20 protein-coding genes are annotated in these 20,232 nt (G+C 55.5%); 14 read left to right on the forward strand and 6 right to left on the reverse strand.

Features of this window, described 5'->3' with window-relative positions; translation table 11 throughout:
- Positions 1-63 precede the first annotated feature (63 nt).
- The 9 genes from rlmN to putP all read left to right on the forward strand — a co-directional run bounded on the left by rlmN (position 64) and on the right by putP (position 10,388).
- Entirely contained in the window at positions 64-1,149 is a 1,086-nt protein-coding gene (gene rlmN / locus AC4IE8_RS13600) for a dual-specificity RNA methyltransferase RlmN (RefSeq protein ID WP_490791236.1), read from the forward strand.
- Complete coding sequence (gene pilW, locus AC4IE8_RS13605) at positions 1,146-1,934, forward strand: type IV pilus biogenesis/stability protein PilW (protein ID WP_068990817.1); 789 nt, start codon at positions 1,146-1,148, stop codon at positions 1,932-1,934. Before rlmN ends, pilW begins: the two co-directional genes overlap by 4 nt.
- Complete coding sequence (locus AC4IE8_RS13610) at positions 1,931-2,956, forward strand: RodZ domain-containing protein (RefSeq protein ID WP_490791237.1); 1,026 nt, start codon at positions 1,931-1,933, stop codon at positions 2,954-2,956. The genes pilW and AC4IE8_RS13610 overlap by 4 nt, the downstream gene beginning before the upstream one ends.
- Positions 2,957-3,132: 176 nt before the next feature.
- A complete protein-coding gene (gene hisS, locus AC4IE8_RS13615; protein WP_068990829.1) occupies positions 3,133-4,404 on the forward strand; it encodes a histidine--tRNA ligase in 1,272 nt (423 codons plus the stop codon).
- A 55-nt stretch (positions 4,405-4,459) separates the two neighbouring features.
- The gene (locus AC4IE8_RS13620; protein WP_068990832.1) at positions 4,460-5,086 is read left to right on the forward strand and encodes a YfgM family protein; all 627 of its coding nucleotides are present in this window, start codon (positions 4,460-4,462) and stop codon (positions 5,084-5,086) included.
- A gap of 7 nt (positions 5,087-5,093) precedes the next feature.
- Entirely contained in the window at positions 5,094-6,251 is a 1,158-nt protein-coding gene (gene bamB, locus AC4IE8_RS13625) for an outer membrane protein assembly factor BamB (protein WP_490791238.1), read from the forward strand.
- The gene (gene der, locus AC4IE8_RS13630; RefSeq protein WP_490791239.1) at positions 6,251-7,642 is read left to right on the forward strand and encodes a ribosome biogenesis GTPase Der; all 1,392 of its coding nucleotides are present in this window, start codon (positions 6,251-6,253) and stop codon (positions 7,640-7,642) included. The genes bamB and der overlap by 1 nt, the downstream gene beginning before the upstream one ends.
- Before the next feature lie 11 nt (positions 7,643-7,653).
- The gene (locus tag AC4IE8_RS13635) at positions 7,654-8,949 is read left to right on the forward strand and encodes an SPL family radical SAM protein (protein WP_490791240.1); all 1,296 of its coding nucleotides are present in this window, start codon (positions 7,654-7,656) and stop codon (positions 8,947-8,949) included.
- Positions 8,950-8,960: 11 nt separating this feature from the next.
- Positions 8,961-10,388 carry a sodium/proline symporter PutP gene (gene putP / locus AC4IE8_RS13640; RefSeq protein ID WP_068991758.1) on the forward strand — a complete coding sequence of 476 codons (1,428 nt, stop codon included), beginning with the start codon at positions 8,961-8,963 and terminating at the stop codon, positions 10,386-10,388.
- On the opposite strand, the gene AC4IE8_RS13645 is transcribed toward putP, so the two are convergent.
- Genes AC4IE8_RS13645 through AC4IE8_RS13660 form a run of 4 tightly spaced genes read right to left on the reverse strand, consistent with a single transcriptional unit; the run spans position 10,326 to position 13,732 of the window.
- Entirely contained in the window at positions 10,326-11,288 is a 963-nt protein-coding gene (locus AC4IE8_RS13645) for an alpha/beta fold hydrolase (RefSeq protein ID WP_490791241.1), read from the reverse strand. The two genes, putP and AC4IE8_RS13645, sit on opposite strands and share 63 nt — an antisense overlap.
- Entirely contained in the window at positions 11,285-11,716 is a 432-nt protein-coding gene (locus AC4IE8_RS13650; protein ID WP_490791242.1) for a hypothetical protein, read from the reverse strand. Before AC4IE8_RS13650 ends, AC4IE8_RS13645 begins: the two co-directional genes overlap by 4 nt.
- On the reverse strand, positions 11,704-13,002 hold the full coding sequence (locus AC4IE8_RS13655) for an ABC1 kinase family protein (RefSeq protein WP_490791243.1): 1,299 nt from the start codon (positions 13,000-13,002) through the stop codon (positions 11,704-11,706). The genes AC4IE8_RS13650 and AC4IE8_RS13655 overlap by 13 nt, the downstream gene beginning before the upstream one ends.
- Complete coding sequence (locus tag AC4IE8_RS13660) at positions 12,995-13,732, reverse strand: TetR/AcrR family transcriptional regulator (protein WP_068990848.1); 738 nt, start codon at positions 13,730-13,732, stop codon at positions 12,995-12,997. The genes AC4IE8_RS13655 and AC4IE8_RS13660 overlap by 8 nt, the downstream gene beginning before the upstream one ends.
- A 271-nt stretch (positions 13,733-14,003) precedes the next feature.
- On the opposite strand from AC4IE8_RS13660, the gene AC4IE8_RS13665 reads away from it, so the two are divergent.
- Both AC4IE8_RS13665 and apbC read left to right on the forward strand, forming a co-directional pair.
- A complete protein-coding gene (locus tag AC4IE8_RS13665) occupies positions 14,004-14,648 on the forward strand; it encodes a TetR/AcrR family transcriptional regulator (RefSeq protein WP_068991760.1) in 645 nt (214 codons plus the stop codon).
- A 218-nt stretch (positions 14,649-14,866) separates the two neighbouring features.
- The gene (gene apbC / locus AC4IE8_RS13670; RefSeq protein WP_490791244.1) at positions 14,867-15,958 is read left to right on the forward strand and encodes an iron-sulfur cluster carrier protein ApbC; all 1,092 of its coding nucleotides are present in this window, start codon (positions 14,867-14,869) and stop codon (positions 15,956-15,958) included.
- A 167-nt stretch (positions 15,959-16,125) separates the two neighbouring features.
- On the opposite strand, the gene rnt is transcribed toward apbC, so the two are convergent.
- On the reverse strand, positions 16,126-16,764 hold the full coding sequence (gene rnt / locus AC4IE8_RS13675; RefSeq protein ID WP_490791245.1) for a ribonuclease T: 639 nt from the start codon (positions 16,762-16,764) through the stop codon (positions 16,126-16,128).
- 166 nt (positions 16,765-16,930) lie between these two features.
- On the opposite strand from rnt, the gene AC4IE8_RS13680 reads away from it, so the two are divergent.
- On the forward strand, positions 16,931-17,653 hold the full coding sequence (locus AC4IE8_RS13680; RefSeq protein ID WP_490791246.1) for an MlaA family lipoprotein: 723 nt from the start codon (positions 16,931-16,933) through the stop codon (positions 17,651-17,653).
- Positions 17,654-17,667: 14 nt separating this feature from the next.
- Here the strand turns inward: AC4IE8_RS13680 and pyrC are convergent, their stop codons facing one another.
- Entirely contained in the window at positions 17,668-18,702 is a 1,035-nt protein-coding gene (pyrC, locus tag AC4IE8_RS13685; RefSeq protein WP_068990916.1) for a dihydroorotase, read from the reverse strand.
- A 334-nt stretch (positions 18,703-19,036) separates the two neighbouring features.
- Between pyrC and AC4IE8_RS13690 the strand changes: the two genes are divergently transcribed.
- Both AC4IE8_RS13690 and AC4IE8_RS13695 read left to right on the forward strand, forming a co-directional pair.
- A complete protein-coding gene (locus tag AC4IE8_RS13690) occupies positions 19,037-19,369 on the forward strand; it encodes a sulfur globule family protein (RefSeq protein WP_069006257.1) in 333 nt (110 codons plus the stop codon).
- Positions 19,370-19,459: 90 nt separating this feature from the next.
- Positions 19,460-20,131, forward strand: a complete 672-nt coding sequence (locus AC4IE8_RS13695; RefSeq protein ID WP_068990919.1) for a sulfur globule family protein — start codon at positions 19,460-19,462, stop codon at positions 20,129-20,131.
- Positions 20,132-20,232: the final 101 nt, after the last annotated feature.

Genomic DNA, 20,232 nt, shown 5'->3' on the forward strand with positions numbered 1-20,232 from the left:
TGTGTTTTCCTCGAAACCGGTATCACCATACCCTATTGCGAACCACTCGAATTGGCTAACGAAGTGACAAAAACCAACCTTTTAAATCTTGATCTGCAAGAGATGGAGCGCTTTTTTGTGGCGCTCGGTTCGAAGGCATTTCATGGTCGCAATGTATTCAAATGGATCCATAAGCATGGGGTTGTGGATTTCAATGCCATGACCGATATCTCGAAACGCCTGCGGGAGCAGTTGCAGCAGGTGGCTGAGATCACGATCCCGCGCTTGGCGCTGGAACAGCCGGCACAGGATGGCACCCGTAAATGGCTGCTCGAACTGGAGGACGGTCAACGCATCGAAACGGTCTATATACCGGATAATGGACGTAGCACCATCTGTGTCTCCTCCCAGGTCGGTTGTGCCCTGGATTGCTCCTTCTGTTCTACCGCCAGACAGGGTTTCAATCGCAATCTAACGGTTGCTGAAATCATCGGCCAGGTCTGGGTGGCGGCCCGTGAACTGGGTGAGCCGCCGAGTAATATCGTAATGATGGGAATGGGTGAGCCGCTGGCCAATCTGGAGGCGGTGATCACCGCCATGAATATCATGCAGGATGATCTGGCCTATATGGTCTCCAAATACCGGGTGACCGTCAGCACCTCCGGTATCGTGCCCGGTCTGCAACGCCTCAGGGAGGTCTGTGACATCAGTCTGGCGGTCTCCCTGCATGCACCGGACAATCAGTTGCGCGATCAGCTGGTGCCGATCAACCGCAAGTATCCCCTGGAGGAGTTGATCCCGGCCTGTCGCGAATTCGTGCGCGGGGATAAGCGGCGCAAGGTGACCTGGGAGTATGTCATGCTGGATGGGGTGAATGACTCCCTGGCTCATGCCAAGGCCTTGATACGGCTGCTGGAAGGGACTCCCTCCAAAGTCAACCTGATTCCATTCAATCCATTTCCGGGTACCGATTACAAGGCCTCGCCGGCGGATCGGGTTGAAGCTTTCCGGATGCGTCTGAAACGCTCAGGCATTATTGCCACAACCCGTAAAACCCGGGGTGATGATATCGATGCGGCCTGTGGGCAGTTGGTGGGTAAGGTCAGGGATCGCAGCAGTCGACAGCTGCGTTTTGAGCGGCTGGATAGTCTCAAACAAGGTGTTTCATGAAATCAATCTCTGCTAGCCGGGTGATCTTCACCTTCCTCCTCGTGCTGCTACTGTCAGGATGCGCCACGCAACAGAAGAGTGCAGATACCACCGGCAGCCTCGGGCGCGAGAAGCGTAACAGTCCGGCCAAGATCTATGTGGATATGGGCATCGAGTATATGCGTGATGGCCAATCCGCAGTGGCGCTGAAAAAGCTCAAGAAAGCGATCAAGGTCGATGATGATTATCCCCAGGCACACAATGTGATCGCGATTCTCTATGAGCGACTGGGCAATCAACAGTTGGCCGGGATCCACTATGAAGAGGCGATCAAGCTGGATGGACAGGACCCCTATATCCGCAACGCCCGAGGCAGTTTCTACTGTAAGCAGGGCAGACTGGAGGAAGCGGAGTTCGATTTTCAGCGGGCTCTGGCCAATCCGCTCTATCCCACACCCTGGGTGGCACTGACCAACGCGGGGCTCTGTCGTGAGCGTGCCGGTGAAAAGTCAAAGGCGGAAAACTACTATCGCCGGGCGTTGACGGCCAATCCGAAATACGCCACGGCCCTTTATCAGATGGCGGAGCTTTCACTGGAGCAGCAAAAGGACCTATCCGCACGTGCTTATCTGGAGCGCTATCACGGTGAGTCGAGGCCGTCTGCTGCCTCTCTTTTGCTTGGTATAAAGATTGAGAAGAGACTCAAGGATTTGGCCAAGGCAGACGAATACAAAGGCAAGTTGTTCGCCGAATTTCCTGATGCGCCAGAGATACAGATGCTCTACCAAGCTGAAGAAGTGCAATGAACCAAGCCAAAAATGACGATCAGGATAAAGCAGTATCTGCCTCCGAGCAGGGACCTGGTTCACTGCTGAAAAAGGCCCGTGAGCGACAGGACATGAGTGCCGCATCAGTAGCAGCGCAACTCCACCTCCAATCCAACATCGTTGATGCCCTTGAGCGGGACGAATACGACAGCCTGCCGGGGCCGGTGTTCGTGCAAGGCTATCTCAGGAACTATGCCCGCTTGGTCGGTCTGCAAGAGGATGCTGTCGTCGCTGCCTATCAGCGACTCTTTCCAGAGATCGAGGAACAGACGACCCTGAACAATCCTGAGCGTGGTGAGGGCAAAACCATACACAGCAGTCATGGGTTGATGCGTCTGGTAACCTGGGGCATTGTCATCGCTTTGGCTGCATTACTTTTCTTCTGGTGGCAGACCCGGGCCGAACTGGAACCGCCTGAACCTTTTCCGATTACTGAGGAGAGTCAGCCGCAGGAGTTGCCAATGGCGAAGCCGCCGGCCGATACCGCTAGGCCGGTCGATGCGGTGGGTGGACTACAAGACGAGCCACATCTCCTGGATGATCCCCGGCCTGAGCTTGAGGAGACGGCTGCACCCCTGCGGAGCGAAGCCATGGAGGAGCCGGTAGCTGCCGATCCGCAACCTCAGCAAACCACCCCGATGCCAGAGTCGGCTGAGCCCCAACCTGAACCTGAGGTGGTGGAGATGGAGCCCGCTCAGATTGAGCCCGTAGCGGCCGTTGAAGAGCCACCTGCAGCGGTCGAGAGCCGCTCAAAGTCACTGCTGTTCAGCTTCGAGGGTCCCTGTTGGACTGAGGTCAGAAGCCTGGATGGGAAAGCCCGGATCATCGGCGAGATGCGCAGTGGCACCAAGCGGCGCCTGAGCAGTGACTACGGTCCGTTCAGTGTGGTGTTGGGCGATGTTGCGGTAGTGACCCTGACGATTGACGGTCAACCCTTCGATCTCGCCCCGTTCACACGTGGCAAAGTAGCCCGCTTCACCCTGGATCCCGATAAGCTGTAGCAGTTTTCCCGAAATACTCTGCTAGCGTTTCGCTGAGCGGCACAGAATCGATCAGCCGTTCTGCTGGTGACCGATGGTCCGCTGCCCCACAGATTTCACGCATTCGCATCAGACAGTACACCAGGCCAAGATAACATGTTAATCTTGCCTGCTTTTATCCATATTTTTGAGTCCAAATGGCAAAGCAGATCCAGGCCATCCGCGGGATGAAGGACATCCTGCCCCAGCAGACCCCTGTCTGGCAGTTTCTCGAAGACCGGGTGCGCTCGGTATTGAACCGCTATGGGTATGCGGAAATCCGTATGCCAATTGTTGAGATGACTGACCTTTTCAAGCGCTCCATCGGTGAGGTGACCGATATCGTGGAGAAGGAGATGTATACCTTCGAGGACCGCAATGGGGACAGTCTCACCCTGCGTCCGGAGGGCACGGCCGGATGTGTGCGCGCTGGACTGGAACACGGCCTGATCTTCAACCAGACCCAGAGACTCTGGTATCAGGGCCCGATGTTTCGCCATGAGCGCCCGCAGAAGGGGCGTTATCGTCAGTTTCATCAGATCGGGGTTGAGAGCTTCGGTATGAGCGGGCCGGATATCGATCTTGAACTGATTTTGATCACCGCCAGGATCTGGCGTGAGCTGGGTCTTAAGGATCTGCAGCTGCAGATCAACACCCTGGGCACGCCGGCAGAGCGGGCAGCGTATCGGGATCAGCTGGTCGACTACTTCAAACAGCACCTGGAACTGCTGGATGAGGACAGTAAGCGCAGGCTGGAAACCAATCCGTTGCGGATTCTCGACAGTAAAAACCCCGCCATGGCAGAGCTGATCGCCCAGGCGCCAACCCTGATGCAGCACCTGGGGGAAGAGTCGCTCGCCCACTATCAGGCGATCTGCCAGGGACTGGATGATGCCGGAGTGGCGTATGTGGAAAATCCCCGGCTGGTACGCGGCCTGGATTACTACAGCCGGACCGTGTTCGAATGGATCACCGACGCTTTGGGCGCCCAGGGTACGGTATGCGCCGGCGGTCGCTATGATGGTCTGGTGAAGCAGCTGGGCGGCAGAGAGACCCCGGCGGTGGGATTTGCGATGGGGCTGGAGCGGTTGATCGCGCTGCTGGAAGAGACCGATGTGATGGAACGTCTGTCGGTTCCTGACGTCTATCTGGTGACCCTTGGGCAGGCGCCTGAACGGGAGGGCGTCAAGCTGGCGGAACAGCTGCGGGATCGTCTGCCCGTACTGCGACTGATCAGTCACTGCGGAGGTGGCGGTTTCAAGAGCCAACTGAAAAAGGCGGATAAGAGCCTGGCCCGTTTTGCCCTGATCCTGGGCGAGGATGAGCTGCAGAAACAGGAGATCATCCTGAAACCGTTACGCGGTGGCGAACAGCGCCAGATTGGAATATCAGAACTTGAGTCGACCCTTGCTGAGATCCTTGCCGGGTAATCAGTAAGCACGACCTATCATCAACAATCAAATGACTTTAATGGGTTAGAGCATTATGAGTACATATCAGACCGAAGAAGAACAGGTCGAGGCCATAAAACGCTGGTGGAAAGAGAATGGCACCTCGGTAATTGCCGGCTTGGTGATCGGGCTGGGTGGCGTATTCGGCTGGCAGGCCTGGGGTAACTACCAGGATCGTGTCGGTGCCGAGGCCTCTACAGCGTTCAGTCAGCTGGTGGGTGCCGTACAGCGTGGCGACAGTCCATCTGCAAGCAAACAGGCTGAGCTGCTGAAACAGAATTTTGAAGGCAGCAGCTATGCCACCTTTGCCGCGCTTTCGGAAGCTCGGTTGCATATGGAAGCCGGGGAGAACGATCTGGCAAAGCAGAAGCTGAGCGGGATCATTCAGCAGGGCAAAGTGCCCGCGCTGATCCAGATGGCACAACTCAGTCTGGCCAGAATCCTGCTGGATGAGGGTGACCTGGCCGGTGCGGAACAGCAGGTCGGTGTTACCAGCGGCAGTTTTGCCGGAGAATTCGCCGTGGTGCGCGGGGATATCGCCCATGCGAAAGGGGATCTTGAAGGGGCTGCAGCGGCCTATACCGAAGCGATGACCCATGAGGTCAATGATCGTTCACTGCTGCAGATGAAGCTTGACGATCTGGCCATTGCCAAACCCTGAAATGGCCATGCATCGTGTTCTGATCTGGCTGCCTTTGCTGCTGCTGACCGGTTGCAGCCTTTTTACCGGTACCGACAATACGGATCCCCCCTCTGAGCTGGTTGAGCTGGAGCCGGAGCTGCGCATCGAAACCCTTTGGGATGAGGATTTTGAAGGGGGTGACGGGGCGCAGCTGAAGCTGCCGCCAGCCTACCAGACTGGGGTGATCTATCTTGCCGAGCCCTCCGGTGAAGTCTATGCCCTGGATGCCAAGAGCGGTGACGAGCTCTGGTCGGTGGATACCGAGAGTCCGCTGAGTGGTGGTCCCGGCCTGGCAGAGGGTCTGCTGGCTGTGGGTACCATGGAAGCGGAACTGATCGTACTCGATAGCGAAGCAGGAGAGTTGCGCTGGCGCAAACGGGTCGGAAGCGAAGTGTTGTCGGTGCCTGCCATCGGTGGTGGCTCCGTGGTCTGCAGAACCGGTGATGGTGGTGTGGCCGCTTTTTCCGCCGACAGTGGCGAGCAGCGCTGGCTCTACGATCGCAGTGTTCCTGTATTGTCCTTGCGTGGTGACAGCTCTCCAATGATCAGCGATTCGCTGGTAATCTCCGGGTTTGCCGGTGGCAAGCTGATCGGTCTGACCCTGGATGCGGGATTGGTGGCCTGGGAGGCGTCGATCTCCACCCCCAAGGGGCGTACTGAACTGGAGCGGGTGGTCGATATCGATTCCGATCCGAAACTGGTGGAAGGGACAGCCTATGTGGCCGCCTTTCAGGGTGAGGTCGCAGCGGTCTCCGAATCGAGCGGTGTGGTGCTTTGGCGTCGGGAGATCTCATCCCATGCGGGTCTGGATGCCTCCTGGCGACAACTGTTTGTGACCGATGACGAGGATCATGTCTGGTCGCTGGATGCCACCAATGGGGCTACCCTATGGCAACAGAAGGCGATGCATGCCCGGCGCCTGACCGCTCCCGCAATGGTGGGGGACTATCTGGTAGTTGGTGATCTGGACGGTTATGTTCATTGGCTCTCCCAGGAGGATGGGCATCAGATGGCGCGGATCAAACTGGGAAGTGATGCAATACGCTATCAACCCCTGGTGATCGATGATCGAGTCTATATCCTGGATGAGGGGGGAACCCTGACCGCCCTGAAGGCCCACCCCTTGAATGCCGAGACACCCTGATGTTACCGGTGATCGCTCTGGTTGGACGCCCCAATGTGGGTAAGTCCACACTCTTCAATCGCTTGACCCGCAGTCGCGATGCGCTGGTGGCCGACCAGCCCGGATTGACCCGTGATCGCAAGTACGGCACAGGGAAGCTGGGTAAGCACCCCTATGTGGTGGTGGATACCGGAGGGATCAGCGGCGATCAGTTGGGTATCGATCAACTGATGGAGCAACAGGTGCATCAGGCGATCGGTGAAGCGGACCATATTCTGTTTCTGCTGGATGGCCGTGAAGGGTGTACCGGCGGGGATGAGATCATCGCCCAACAGCTGCGCAAGACCGGCAAACCTGTCACCGTCGCGGTGAATAAGAGCGAAGGGCTGGATGAGACCCTCGCCGCCAGCGATTTCTATCGTCTGGGGCTGGGTGATCCGATTGCCATCGCTGCGGTTCATGGACGCGGGGTTCGTACCCTGATTGACGACATTCTGAGCCAGTTTCCACCTCCGGAAGGGGCGGGTGCGGATGAGGAGAAGGGGATTCAGATCGCTGTGGTGGGTCGCCCCAACGTCGGCAAATCCACCCTGGTCAATCGTCTGCTGGGCGAAGAGCGGGTGGTGGCCTACGATCAGCCTGGTACCACCAGGGACAGCATCTATATTCCGATCACCCGCAATGAAAAACGCTACACCCTGATCGATACCGCCGGTGTCAGACGCCGTGCCAGGATCAAGGAAGCGATCGAAAAATTCAGCATCATCAAGACACTGCAATCAATGCAGGAGGCCAATGTGGTGCTGCTGGTACTGGATGCCCAGCAGGAGATCGGTGAGCAGGACGCCACCCTGGCCGGTCATGTGCTGGAGAGCGGCCGGGCATTGATTCTGGTGATCAACAAATGGGATGGCCTGTCCCAGGATCAACGGCAGTGGATCAAAACCGAAATCGAACGCAAACTGCCGTTTCTGAGTTTTGCCCGGCGCCACTATATCTCCGCCCTGCATGGTTCCGGTGTTGGCGATCTGTTCGGTCTGGTGGATCAGGTCTATAAAAGCGCCATGCGGGATCTGGCCACCCCTGAACTGACGCGGATTCTGGAAGCTCTGGTGGAAGAGCATCAACCGCCGCTGGTCCACGGCCGGCGGATCAAGCTGCGCTATGCCCATCAGGGGGGGAAGAACCCGCCGCTGATCGTGATTCACGGCAATCAGACAGAGCGGGTTCCGGATGGCTACAAACGCTATCTGATCTCCCGCTTCCGCACGGTTCTCAAACTGCGGGGTACCCCGATACGCATTGAGTTCCGTTCCGGCGACAATCCTTTTCAGGGCAAGCAGAACAAACTCACCAAGCGTCAGATACAGAAGCGCCAGCGACTGAAGAAGTTTGTGTCGCGCAAGCGGTGAGGCGTCTAGGCATGACCCACTCCTCAGCCGAACAGGCACGAGTCACCACGCTGCTCAAGCAGGCCGGCATCGACCGCCTGGCCCCGACCCAGCAGCAATTTATCGAACAACAGGCAAACCGGCACCGCTTCACCCAACAGGAGCTGAGGCAGCTGTGTGACATGGCCGCCGATCTGGCGATGTGGGGTGAGGGTGAGCTGGCGCAATACTGGGCAGCGGATGTTCCTCTCGAGCTGGCCCCCAAACAGCGGCGCAAGCTGTTCCTCGATCATCTGCGGGCAGCCTGGCAGGGATTGCGCGAAAAACCTAACCACTACCCCGCCATTCCATTGACCCCAGCGCGGGCGGAGCAGCGAATCCGCCGGGTTGACGTTGAGAAGCGGAAACTGGGGCTGGGACCCTGTCCGGTGGCATCCCCGCGGACCCGCTGTTGTAATCTGCTGACCCTGGATGCGGTGGAGAACTGTGGTTTCGATTGCAGTTACTGCAGCATTCAGTCTTTCTATCACGGTGATGAAGTCCGCTTCGACAGCCGCTTTCCGGAAAAACTGGCACAACTGGAGATCGACCCGGATCGCTTCTATCACATCGGTACCGGACAATCCTCCGACTCCCTGATGTGGGGCAATCAGGGCGGCATACTCGATGCTCTGCTGGAGTTTGCCTGGCAGCACCCGAATGTGATTCTGGAGTTGAAGAGTAAATCGAAAAACATCCAGCATCTGTTGAAGCGGGATCTGCCAGACAATCTGCTCTGCACCTGGTCACTCAATACCCCCACCCTGATCGCCCATGAAGAGCATTTGACCGCTTCCCTGGATGAGCGCCTGATGTGTGCGCGGCGGATTGCCGACCACGGGGCGTTGATCGGATTTCATCTCCACCCGATGATTCACTACGACAACTGGCACGAGGAGTACGCAGCGCTCTTCCAGCGCCTGCTGGATGAGTTCACTGCCGAGGAGGTGGTGCTGCTCTCTCTGGGTACCCTCACCTATATCAAGCCGGTGATCAAAAAGCTGCGCGCGCGCAAAGGTTTTCAGAGCAAGATACTGCAGATGCCCTGGGTGGAGAGCGACGGCAAACTCTCCTACCCGAAGGCGATCAAGCAGGAGATGTTCTCATTTGCCTATCAGTCGTTGCAGCCCTGGCATAAGGATGTGTTTTTCTATTTGTGCATGGAAAACCACGATCTGTGGCAACCGGTATTCGGTTTTGAGTATCCCACCAATCAGGCCTTTGAAGCGGCGATGAAATCGGCCTATCTGGGGAAGATAAAACAACGGCAAAGAAGGAGTGAGGTGTGAGTCAGCAACTGATGGTCGGCTTGAGTTTTGTTTTCTACCTCCTGGTGGTGCTGGGGATTGGTGTGGTTGCCTGGCGACGCACCCGCAATCTGTCCGACTTCGTGCTCGGTGGCCGGCGCCTGGGCAGCTGGGTTGCTGCACTGAGTGCCAGTGCCTCGGATATGAGCGGCTGGCTGCTGCTGGGGCTGCCCGGCTACGCCTATCTGGCCGGGCTCGAAGCGATCTGGATCGCACTCGGCCTGTTGTTGGGAACCTGGCTCAACTGGCGGCTGGTTGCCGCCCGGCTGCGCACCGCATCCGAAACGGCCGGCAATGCCCTGACCCTGCCGGAGTATCTCTCCAACCGGTTTGAGGATAACAGCGGATTGATCCGGGTGGTCTCTTCGATCTTTATCCTGCTGTTCTTTCTTTTCTACACCAGTTCCGGGCTGGTGGCCGGTGGCAAGCTGTTCGAAGCGGTTTTCGGGCTACCCTACGTCTGGGCGGTGGCGAGCGGGGTGCTGGTGATCATTCTCTATACCGCATTCGGTGGTTTTCTTGCGGTCTCCTGGACCGATCTGTTCCAAGGCCTGCTGATGCTGTTGGCGCTGGTCGCCATCCCCCTGTTTGCCCTGCAGGGATTCGGCGGCGTTGAGCCGATGAGCGAGCTGATTGCCCAACAGAATCCGGCTCTGCTCGATCCGATGACCGACAGTAAGGGTGAGCCGCTGGGATGGATTGCGATCCTCTCACTGATGGCCTGGGGGCTGGGCTATTTCGGTCAGCCCCATATCCTGGCCAGATTCAAAGCGATTCAGCAGGTCAGCTTCGTCCCCAGGGCCAGACAGATTGCCGTCAGCTGGGTGTTTATCACTCTGGCCGCCGCCTGTCTGGTTGGAATGGTGGGTATCCCGATCTTCGAGGCACCCCTTGAGGATGCGGAAAAGGTCTTCATCCGGCTGGTCGATATGATGTTTCACCCGCTGCTGGCAGGGATCTGTCTGGCCGCCATACTGGCCGCCATCATGAGTACCGCGGATTCACAGCTGTTGGTCTCTTCCAGCACCTTTACCGGTGACCTGTATCGTCTGATACGCAAACAGGCCACAGAGAGGGAGTTGGTTGTGGTAGGACGCCTGGCTGTGGTTTCCATTGCGCTGGTCGCTTTTCTACTGGCGCTGGACAGAGAGAGCAAAGTGCTTGATCTGGTGGCCTATGCCTGGGCCGGTTTCGGTGCCGCGTTCGGCCCAGCAGTACTGCTCTCACTCTACTGGCGGGGTATGAACCGCTGGGGGGCTTTGGCCGGCATCATTACCGGTGGATTGACGGTGGTGGTGTGGAAGCCCATGTCGGGTGGTCTGTTCGACCTGTATGAGATCGTTCCCGGTTTTATCCTCTCACTGTTGATGATTCTGATCGTCAGTCGCACCACGGCTGTTCGCGACGGGGATTCCGCTTAGAGGTTGTTGGATGAACGCCAGGCAGGCTTGCAGGCAGCTCTGATCCCTGAGGATCTTCTTGTGTCCCAGGCCGCTGGTGGTATGCAGTCTCGCCTGTCCGGCAACAGCGAGAAGATTTTCAGCATGCCGGTAGGGGACTTCCAGGTCCTGTCTGTCATGCAACAACAGAATCTCATGCTCAATGGTTTGGATGGTCTTCAGGGGTGACAGATCTCGCCATTGCCAGGCCTTACCAAGATGTTTTGCGTAACGACGTTGTGCCTCGTCCCGCATCGCGCCAATCACCTCACTGTTCATGCCGAAGGCCTCGCCGAACTGATCAGTTACCCAATAGATATCATCAAAACAGCTGAACAGGATCAGTTTTTCAGCATCAACCTGAAAACGGTTCATCGCCAGTAGGGCAATCCCCGAACCAAATGAGTGACCGACAACGGCTTTAAGCGGGCCCAGCGATTCGGCCAATGCTACCAGGATATTGGTCACCTCCAGCATGTTGGTGCGTTTTCCGCCCGACTGGCCGTGGGCAGGGGCATCGAAGGTAACCGCCTGGTAACCCGCCTCAACGATGAGTTCGACCAGGGCATGGAAATGACTGCCCCGTCCCCCCCAGCCATGGCTGAACAGTATTGGTTCGCCTTCACCCCATCGATAGACTGCGATGCGCTGGCCGTTGATCTGCTGAAACTGATGATCACTGTTCTGCTCTGCAACGCTTTCCCGGCGGCGTGCAGGAAACCTGGGTGGCGTCATGAACAGCCTCAGAGCCAGCTTCCCCGTCAGCGTCGGCGCAACCCTGCCGAGGATCCCGAAAAATGTCCGCGCTGTGGCGAAAAAGAGCCGTGCCCTGAGCGGGAATTTGTGGCTTTTGAACGGGTTGCCTGATCGATTGCGGTTCATTGCAGCGTTCGTCCCATCTGCCGAATTCCGGCCAGATGAAGTGAGCCGATGAGAAAACTGATGATTGAACTGATGATCAGAAAGTTATCCACTTGCCCGGGTGAGATCAAAAGCATTGGCAACAGACCGATACCCCGTAGCAGATAGATCAGGGTGATGATGACCAAGACTGGTTTTAGCCAGGGCAGACGGCGCAACACACCGGCCGCTGAAAAGGCATACAAGGCCCAACCGAAAAACACCAGGGCGATGACCAGGGTGATCACGCCCGGATAGATTGAGCCTTGTCTGGAGAGCTCCACGATCGTCTCACCGGCGCCAAAAAAACCGTACCACTCGGTTCCCCCGATGATGATGAGCAGGTGCAGCAGGGCCGTGGTCAGACTGCAGAGACCTGCGATGATCAGTGTTCTATTCAGATTAGCCATTGATGCTCCATGTTCACTTCGGCCTCCATGCGTTCGAATATCTGATAGAGACCGAATAAGGTGCGATCAAAATAGATGAACTCGTTGGCGATCGTGTCGATTTTCTTTATTTGGCTGAGTTTTCCGAAGATCTCCAGCCCCTCTTTCATATAGGCGGAGTCTCGCTTGGAAAAATCGAATCTGCCGGCTTTGAATGGTTTGGTTAACCAGTCACCGAACGGTTTTAACAGCGCTTCATAAAAGTCCTGTTGCTGGCTGGCGTCGAGACCTTCGACCACCATGCCCAGTTTTTTGTAGTAGTTCAGAACGGCACTGGCATCCTGTTCCAGATAGGCATTCAGAAGCGGCGGCATCAGAGTCACGAAATCCGCAGAAAAATGTCTTACGCAGCCGAAGTCGATCAGACCGAGGGTGCCATCCTCAGCAAACAGGTAGTTGCCGGGGTTGGGATCGGCATGCAGAGCATTCAGGCCATAGAACGAGTCGACGAACAGGTCATAGAGGATCTGTGCAAAATGGTTTCGTTCCGCCTGGCTGGGGTTGCTGGAGAGCCACTGATCCATATGCTCACCGGCTAGGCGGGTGGTGGTGATGATGCTTTTGCTGGAGTAGTTGCGGCGTACCTCGGGGATTCTGATCGGGGCGAGTTGTAGTGCCGAGCTGAACCACTCTGTATTGTCCGCTTCCTGATGATAGTCGACCTCTTCCTGAAGGCGTTGACTGATCTCATCCAACGAAGAGAGCAGCAGCTCAGCATGGGCTGTCCGTTTGACCAACATCCGCATGATTTGCAGATCGCTGTCGATGGTGATATCGATCCCAGGGTACTGCAGTTTCACCGCCAGCTCTTCCCCCTCACGGCTCCTCGCCCGGTGGACCTGACCGAGGCTTGCTGCGGCAAAGGCCTGAGAGTCGAACTCGGTAAATATTTTCTCGGGCGCACGGCCGAACTCCTGCAGAAACAGTTTTCGGATCAGCGGACGTCCCAAAGGTGTTGCCTGATGGCACGACCTGGCCAGCTGTTTGCGCATCGGCTCTGGTAGGAAGTGGCTGTCCATGCTCAACATTTGAGCCAGCTTCAGCGCTGTACCTCTGAGTTGGGAGAGGGCATTGAAGAGAATCTCCGCTGTCTGCTGATCGAGCAGCGTTTTCTCTTCCTGGCAGTTCTCACTGCTCATGAAAGGGCGGCGTGCGAGATGGGAGAGATGTTTGCCACCAGCTTTGAGCATTGCACCGCTGGCCAGACGGGAGCGGGCCAACTTCCCTGTCGGTACCGGTTTAGTCATCGTGGCTGGCCATGAACTGCCGCTTGGCTTTTTTCCAGGGGCGTGTGTAGTCACCGAAGCTGTTGAGGGTTCGGCTGATGTGGGTACGAAACAGAAAAGAGACCAGTTCCATGGTTTTACCGATCACACCGGTCTGCAGCACGATTGCGATCAGCTCGACACTCTGGTCAACCAGTCGGGTGGTATTGGCAAAGCCTTCTGAGTCGTCACGCAACCAGTAGGCGAGTATTGCGGTCGTATAGTCCCAGTAGAGCGGAGCCAGCAGGGATTGGTAGGGCTGTTCCGGTATCTCACCCGCCTCGACCGCATTGTCGATGATCTCATCCACCATCCGATTGAACAGTCGGCGGGTTTCTGCCAGGTTGACCAGGCTGGCGGCGGGTGAGTAGAAGGTCGTATCGAATACTTCTCCAAGAAACTCCCGGTCGGGCAGCCACAGGGTCAGCTCTGTTTCGATCAGCTGATGCAGCTGCTCCTGGATGGTGTACTGATCGAAGCCGTCGAGTTCACGCAGTGCCTGGGCCACTTCGTTCTGGCGGTTTTCACAGTAGCCGTACAGGAGTTTTTCCTTGCTGGGAAAATAGTTGTAGATCGTAGCGTCGCCTACTTCGGCGCGGCGGGCGATTTCTCGCATAGAGGCGGCTTTAAATCCCCGTTCCGCAATCACTTCGGAAGCGGCAACCAGGATTTTGTTACGGGTGGCCGCCTTCTCCTGCTTGCTGATTTTCATGCTCACCCCTTAAAGTGAAAATACACTTAAAAAAAATTAATATAATCGATACTATAGTATAGTAATTATATTTATCAAATCATGATAAGTTCTGATCTCCTGCTATTCTTAATACGTGTTAAAAAATCTCACATCTTTCTTCCACCGTGTGCGACAGATCACTGTGTGAAGATAAAAAATGGTGTGATATTGCTCTGACCCTTGTTTGATAGGGAAGGTCGAAGTTCTTAAAACAGTTAAACACATTGAACGTGTTGAAATGGGAGACAACATGGGAAGACGGGGAGAACACAGCAAGTCAGAAATCGAGAATATGGCACTCGTGGCAGCTGAAGAACTAATAGAAACCCAGGGCTATGAGGGACTATCAGCCCGCAAGGTTGCTTCAGCCATCGGCTATACAGTCGGAAGCCTCTATTTTGTATTCAAAAATCTTGATGAACTGGTGCAGAGGGTGAACGGGAGAACTCTGGATCAGCTCTATATGGTGCTCAGTGAACGGTTGACCGAATGTCGGCATCCACAGGATTGCCTCTACACATTGGGATCAGCCTATCTCGACTTTGCTTCAAAGCACGCCCATCGTTGGCGCATGGTGTTTGAACACCAACCGCAGACAGAAGGGTTGTTGATGGAGATTCATGAAGACAAGTTGGATCGTCTTTATGAACTGGTTGAGCGTCAAATTGCCGCACTGACCATGAACAAAATGCCGCAAAATGAGATCGCATTGGCTGCCAGAGCGATCTGGAACGGCATACATGGCATCGCAATCATGCGCACCACCAACCAGCTCCAGACTTCCGGGCAGGGTTCTGTAGCGTCACTGGTTGAACACCTGATAGAGCGCTATCTGGCCGGTCTTAATGCCCTTCAGTCAACGGATAGAGCTCTTCCGCATCAAGAAGTCATCTGATCCGGCCCAAAGCGGATAGGAAGACTCTCAGCGGCTAAATCCGTGAGATACGGACACGCCTTCAGGATACTGAAGGCGTGGGATTTCCTGTGCTTGAATTAAAACCCAGGAAAATGCTTGGTATCTTGTCTTGTTTTTCGTGTAGAATCCCCCGCCATGAAGTTTTCAGTAATATTGACGGGCCAAACCCATGCGTCCGCTTGCAGGAGTAACTGACGATGTCTGAATTGACACAAGATGCTGTGAAAGAGGCAATCAAAGGCTATATCGAACCAAATCTGGAAAAGGATTTGGTAACAGCTAAAGCGGTAAAGGCTGTGGAACTGGATGGGGGCAGCGTAAAAGTCGCCATTGAGTTGGGATTTCCAGCCAATGGTTGTCACGCCAATATCGAGTCGGCGGTCACTGAGCAGGTTAAAACAGTTTCCGGTGTGGAATCGGTTGAGGTTTCCATTACCACCAAGATCGTGGCCCATTCGGTGCAAAAGGCACTGAAACCCATCGACAACATCAAGAACATCATTGCCGTCGCTTCCGGTAAAGGGGGCGTGGGTAAATCCACCACGGCGGTCAATATCGCCCTTGCCCTGGCGGAAGAGGGGGCCAAGGTCGGGGTGCTGGATGCGGATATCTATGGTCCGTCACAGCCTCGTATGCTCGGCATCAACGGCAAGCCTGATTCCAAAGACGGCAAGAGCCTCGAGCCGATGGAAGGTTATGGTCTGCAGGCGATGTCGATCGGTTTTCTGATTGATGAAGAGACGCCGATGATCTGGCGTGGCCCGATGGTGACTCAGGCCTTGGAACAGCTGCTCAATGACACCAACTGGGACAGTCTGGACTATCTGGTCGTGGATCTGCCGCCGGGTACCGGTGATACCCAGTTGACTCTGGCGCAGAAGGTGCCGGTCTCTGGAGCGGTGATCGTCACCACACCTCAGGACATCGCCCTGCTGGATGCCCGCAAAGGCCTCAAGATGTTCGAAAAGGTTGAGGTGCCCGTGCTGGGTATCGTGGAGAACATGAGTACCCATATCTGCTCCAAGTGTGGTCATGAAGAGCACATCTTCGGTCAGGGTGGCGGCTCCTCCATGGCTAATCAGTACCATGTGGATCTGCTTGGCGCCCTGCCACTGGATATCCGCATCCGGGAAGAGACCGACGGTGGTAAACCGACCGTGGTTGCCGAGCCGGAGGCGCGCATCTCTCAGATCTATCGGGAGATCGCCCGTAAGACAGCCGCCAAGCTCTCCTTGCAGGCCAAGGACTATGCGGCGAAATTCCCCAACATTGTGATTCAGAACAACTGATCTGGATCGATCCGGAAACCCTCCCCGCTATCCATCGGTAGTGGGGAGGGTTGGGGTCTGTTCTGTCGGACAGATCAGACTGAAAATCCATTGGCGTCTCGTCCGCGTTCATTTGCGGACTTTAGAATCTTCCGATTAGCATTGAGGACAAGGGCCCGAATCCGGTTCTATTCGAGTGGTGCCGGTGTGCCGCACGCCTGCTGCCACTGATTGATGATGGTACAGAACAGCCTGGCTGTCTGTTCGGTGTCGTAGATCGCTGAATGGGCCTGGGCGCTGTCCCAATCCAGTCCCGCCGCCTTTGCGGCTTTGGCCAGCACGGTCTGGCCATAGGCCATACCGGCCAGTGAGACGGTGTCGAAGGTGCTGAATGGGTGAAAGGGGTTTCGCTTGATGCCACAGCGCGCCACCGCGGCATTGAGAAAGCCGAGATCGAAAAAGGCGTTGTGCCCCACCAGGATGGCTCTTTTACAGCCGCTTGCCTTGATGGCTTTGCGAATCGGTGTAAACAACTGCTTCAATCCGTCGGACTCCGTTAGCGCATCACGGAATGGATGGTCAGGATCAATGCCATTGAACTCCAAGGCTTTTGGGTCGATATTCGCCCCTTCGAACGGCGTGATATGGTGGGCAAAGGTCTCTGCTGGATGGAGCAATCCCTGCTCGTCCATGGACAGGGTGGTGGCCGCGATCTCCAGCAGGGCATCCTTGCTGGCATCGAAGCCGCCGGTCTCTACGTCGACGACAACCGGCAGGTAGCCCCTGAAGCGATGTGCAATCGCATTGTTATAGATGGTGTCACTCATCCGGCCAAGGATAAAGAAAACAGAATTCTATTTCGAGATTATTTAGATTTTTTTTCTCTAGGGTTTACAATCCCCCCTGGCAACTGGTGTAGTGTGTGTGATTAGCGCCAGATCTTAATTCTCAATTGGGCCGTTCGTCGTGTTAAAAAGGATTCCTGCGATATTATTGATTCTGCTGTTCCTCTCGGGGTGTTCCAGCTTCCAGAGCCGGCATCCGGCAGATCCAATCGAATCGTTCAACCGAAAATCGGATCAGTTCAATCAGGACTTCGATCGGGCCGTGGCCAAACCGGTTGCCCAGGGGTATCGCTATGTGACTCCTTCGGTGATTGATCTCGGGGTTACCAACTTTTTCAGGAATCTGGCCGACATCCCGTCTGCGGCGAACAACCTGCTGCAACTGAAACCTGGACGCGCCTTGTCGGATCTCGGGCGTGTCTGCATCAACTCCACGCTGGGTATTTTCGGTCTGTTCGATGTTGCCAGCGATATGGGGATTCCCAGCTACAAGGAGGATATGGGACAAACCCTGGGTTACTGGGGAATGGGCGATACGCCCTATATCGTGGTGCCGTTCCTTGGGCCGTCCACCTTGCGGGATCTGTTGGGCAGGGTTGGAGATACACTCATAAACCCGATCAGCTATCCCTCCCAGTCAGCCTATCTGGCCTTGAGTACACTGCAGCTTGTGGATATCCGGGCCGACCTGTTGGAAGCCGGCAATGTACTCGATGAGGCGGCCGTCGACCGATACGCCTTTCTGCGGGAGTTCTATCTGCAGCAGCGACAGACAGCGATTAAAGACGGACCGAACCATATGGATGATGACGAGCTGTTCGACGAAAGCCTGTTTGAAGATGAAGCGCTGTTCAACGAAAACGCTGAGTGATCAAATCATCAACCCTACTCGGTGATCAGTTGCCAATGGACTGTCTGGCCAGCCTTTAAGGGCACAACCCTGTCTTTGCCGAATCGATAGCTATCCGCTACCTGCCAATCACGCTTCTGCAGAGTGATCTGCTGAGCATTACGTGGCATGCCGTAGAAGTCGGGGCCATGGTGGCTGGCAAATCCTTCCAGTTTATCCAGGGCATTTTCAGCTTCAAAGATCTCCGCATAGAGTTCGATGGCCGCATGGGCGGTATAGCAGCCCGCACAGCCGCAGCCACACTCCTTGGCGTGCTGTGGATGCGGCGCGCTGTCGGTACCAAGAAAGAAGCGGGGGTTGCCACTGGTCGCCGCTTCGATCAGCGCCTCCTGGTGGGTCTCCCGTTTGAGGATGGGCAGACAGTAGTAGTGGGGTCTGATGCCGCCGGCCAGCATATGGTTTCGGTTGTACATCAGATGCTGAACCGTAATCGTCGCCCCGGTGGGGCCGTTACTCTCGCGCACAAAGTCAACGGCATCGCGGGTGGTCACATGCTCGAAGACAATGGCCAGCTCGGGAAAGTCCTCTCTCAGCATGGCCATGTAACGATCGATAAATACCCGTTCACGATCGAAGATGTCGATCTCAGGTTCGGTCACCTCGGCATGCACCAGAAGCGGCATCGATTCCCGCTGCATGGTTTCCAGCACCGGATAGAGTTTACGGATGTCGGTAACACCCGCATCGGAATTGGTGGTGGCCCCTGCCGGGTAGAGTTTGATGCCATGGATGAATCCGCTCTGTTTTGCCCGGATCACCTCCTCCGAGGTGAGTCGATCTGTCATATAAAGCGTCATCAATGGGGTGAATCCGCTGTTCTCGGGCAGGGCACTGAGGATCCGCTGACGATAGTCTGCCGCCAGTTGGGTATTGGCTACCGGGGGTTTCAGATTCGGCATCACGATCGCTCTGGCGAATCGTTCGGCGGTGTGTCCGACCACGGAGGCCATCGCTTCGTCATCGCGTAAATGGAGATGCCAGTCATCAGGTTTCGTCAGGGTGATCTTCATGTTGTGTTGTCGTTGGAATACTAAATCTAATCCGACATTGTCGCACAGTCACCGGGGATCATAAATCGAGGTGAGGGCAGAGACGGTATCCGATGAAGTGGGCTGTAGGCCGGGACAACCATCGACACAGCCGCTGCCCCAACTCAGTCGACAGTAGAGGAATGAGTTTCCTAAGCAATGTTTCCTTAGGTTTTTGCTATTTAAAACAATTTAACAATTGAAATTTGTTATTTGTTAATTTAAGTAATTTCTAATATTCTATATCTCGAAAGCTGCGCAGTATCTGCTTTCTTAACAAAATTCGAAGACGACATTCTATCTTGAGGAGAGTGAAATGAAAAAGACCGTTCAAGCTGCTGCCGCTGCTGCACTAATCGTTGCTTCCGCTTCTGCATCTGCATGGTGGGGTGGCCCTGGTTACAACCGTGGATGGGGTAACGATGGTTGGGGCGACGGCTGGGGTGATGGCTCCGGTGACTTCAGCTTCGGAATGAGTGGTAGTGCACGTGGTTCTGGTTATGGTCGTGGCAACAACTACTACCGTGGATACAACGGCTATGGTCCTTATGGCTATGGCGCGCCTTACGGTTACGGTTATGCCCCTTACGGCTATCCTGCACCAGCAGCTCCAGCTGCTCCTGCAGCGCCTGCCGCTCCTGCTAAATAAGCAGTTTATATAAAAGGATCTTCTTGCACAGGGACGTGCCTAGATAGACATGCGTAGTTTTCAATACACAGATTTTTTGGGTACTTTAAAATGAAAAAGATTTCAATCATTGCCGCTGCGATTGCCTTGGCAGCCAGCTCCGCAACCGTTAACGCCTGGTGGGGTGACAGCTGGAGTGACGACTTTTTTGGTGATGGCTTCGGCGCCGGAGACTTCGACTTCTCATTCAACATGCGTGCTCGTGGTAACGGCTACGGACGTGGTTATGGCCGTGGTTACGGTTATGATCATCCTTACTACACTGGTTATGCCCCTCACTATGCACCTGCTCTGACCGAAGAGCAGCAGAGTGCCATGGCTGAGCAGCAGAAAGCATTTGCCGAGCAGCAGAAAGCTTTCGCCGAGCAGCAGCAGAAAGCATTCGAGCAGGCTGTCGCCGCACAGCGTCAGTACGCTGAGCAGTTCAGCAACTCTGATCCTTTCGCCGCCATGGAAGCTGACATGAAAGCCAGACAGGAACAGCAGGAAGCTTACCGCAAAGAGATGATGGCCCGTTTTGAGCAGACTGCTCCGAAGCGTCCTGAGATGCCGGAAGCTGTTGCCAAACGTATGGAAGAGTCCAAAGCCCGTCGCGACGAGATGGTTAAAGAGATGGAAACCCGTCGTGCGGAAGCTATGAAGCAGATGGAAGAGCGCCGTAAGGTTGCCATGGAGCGCAAACCTTTCGAAATGCCTTCAATCGACGCTCGCAAAGAGATCTGATTTAATTGAGATCCATTGCAGAAAAGGCGCATCCAGAGCGATCTGGATGCGCCTTTTTTTATGTTTTCAGGATTTTTTCAGAGCTGTGCTTTTGGCTTCAT

Source organism: Candidatus Thiodiazotropha sp. AKAK2, from assembly GCF_058244685.1.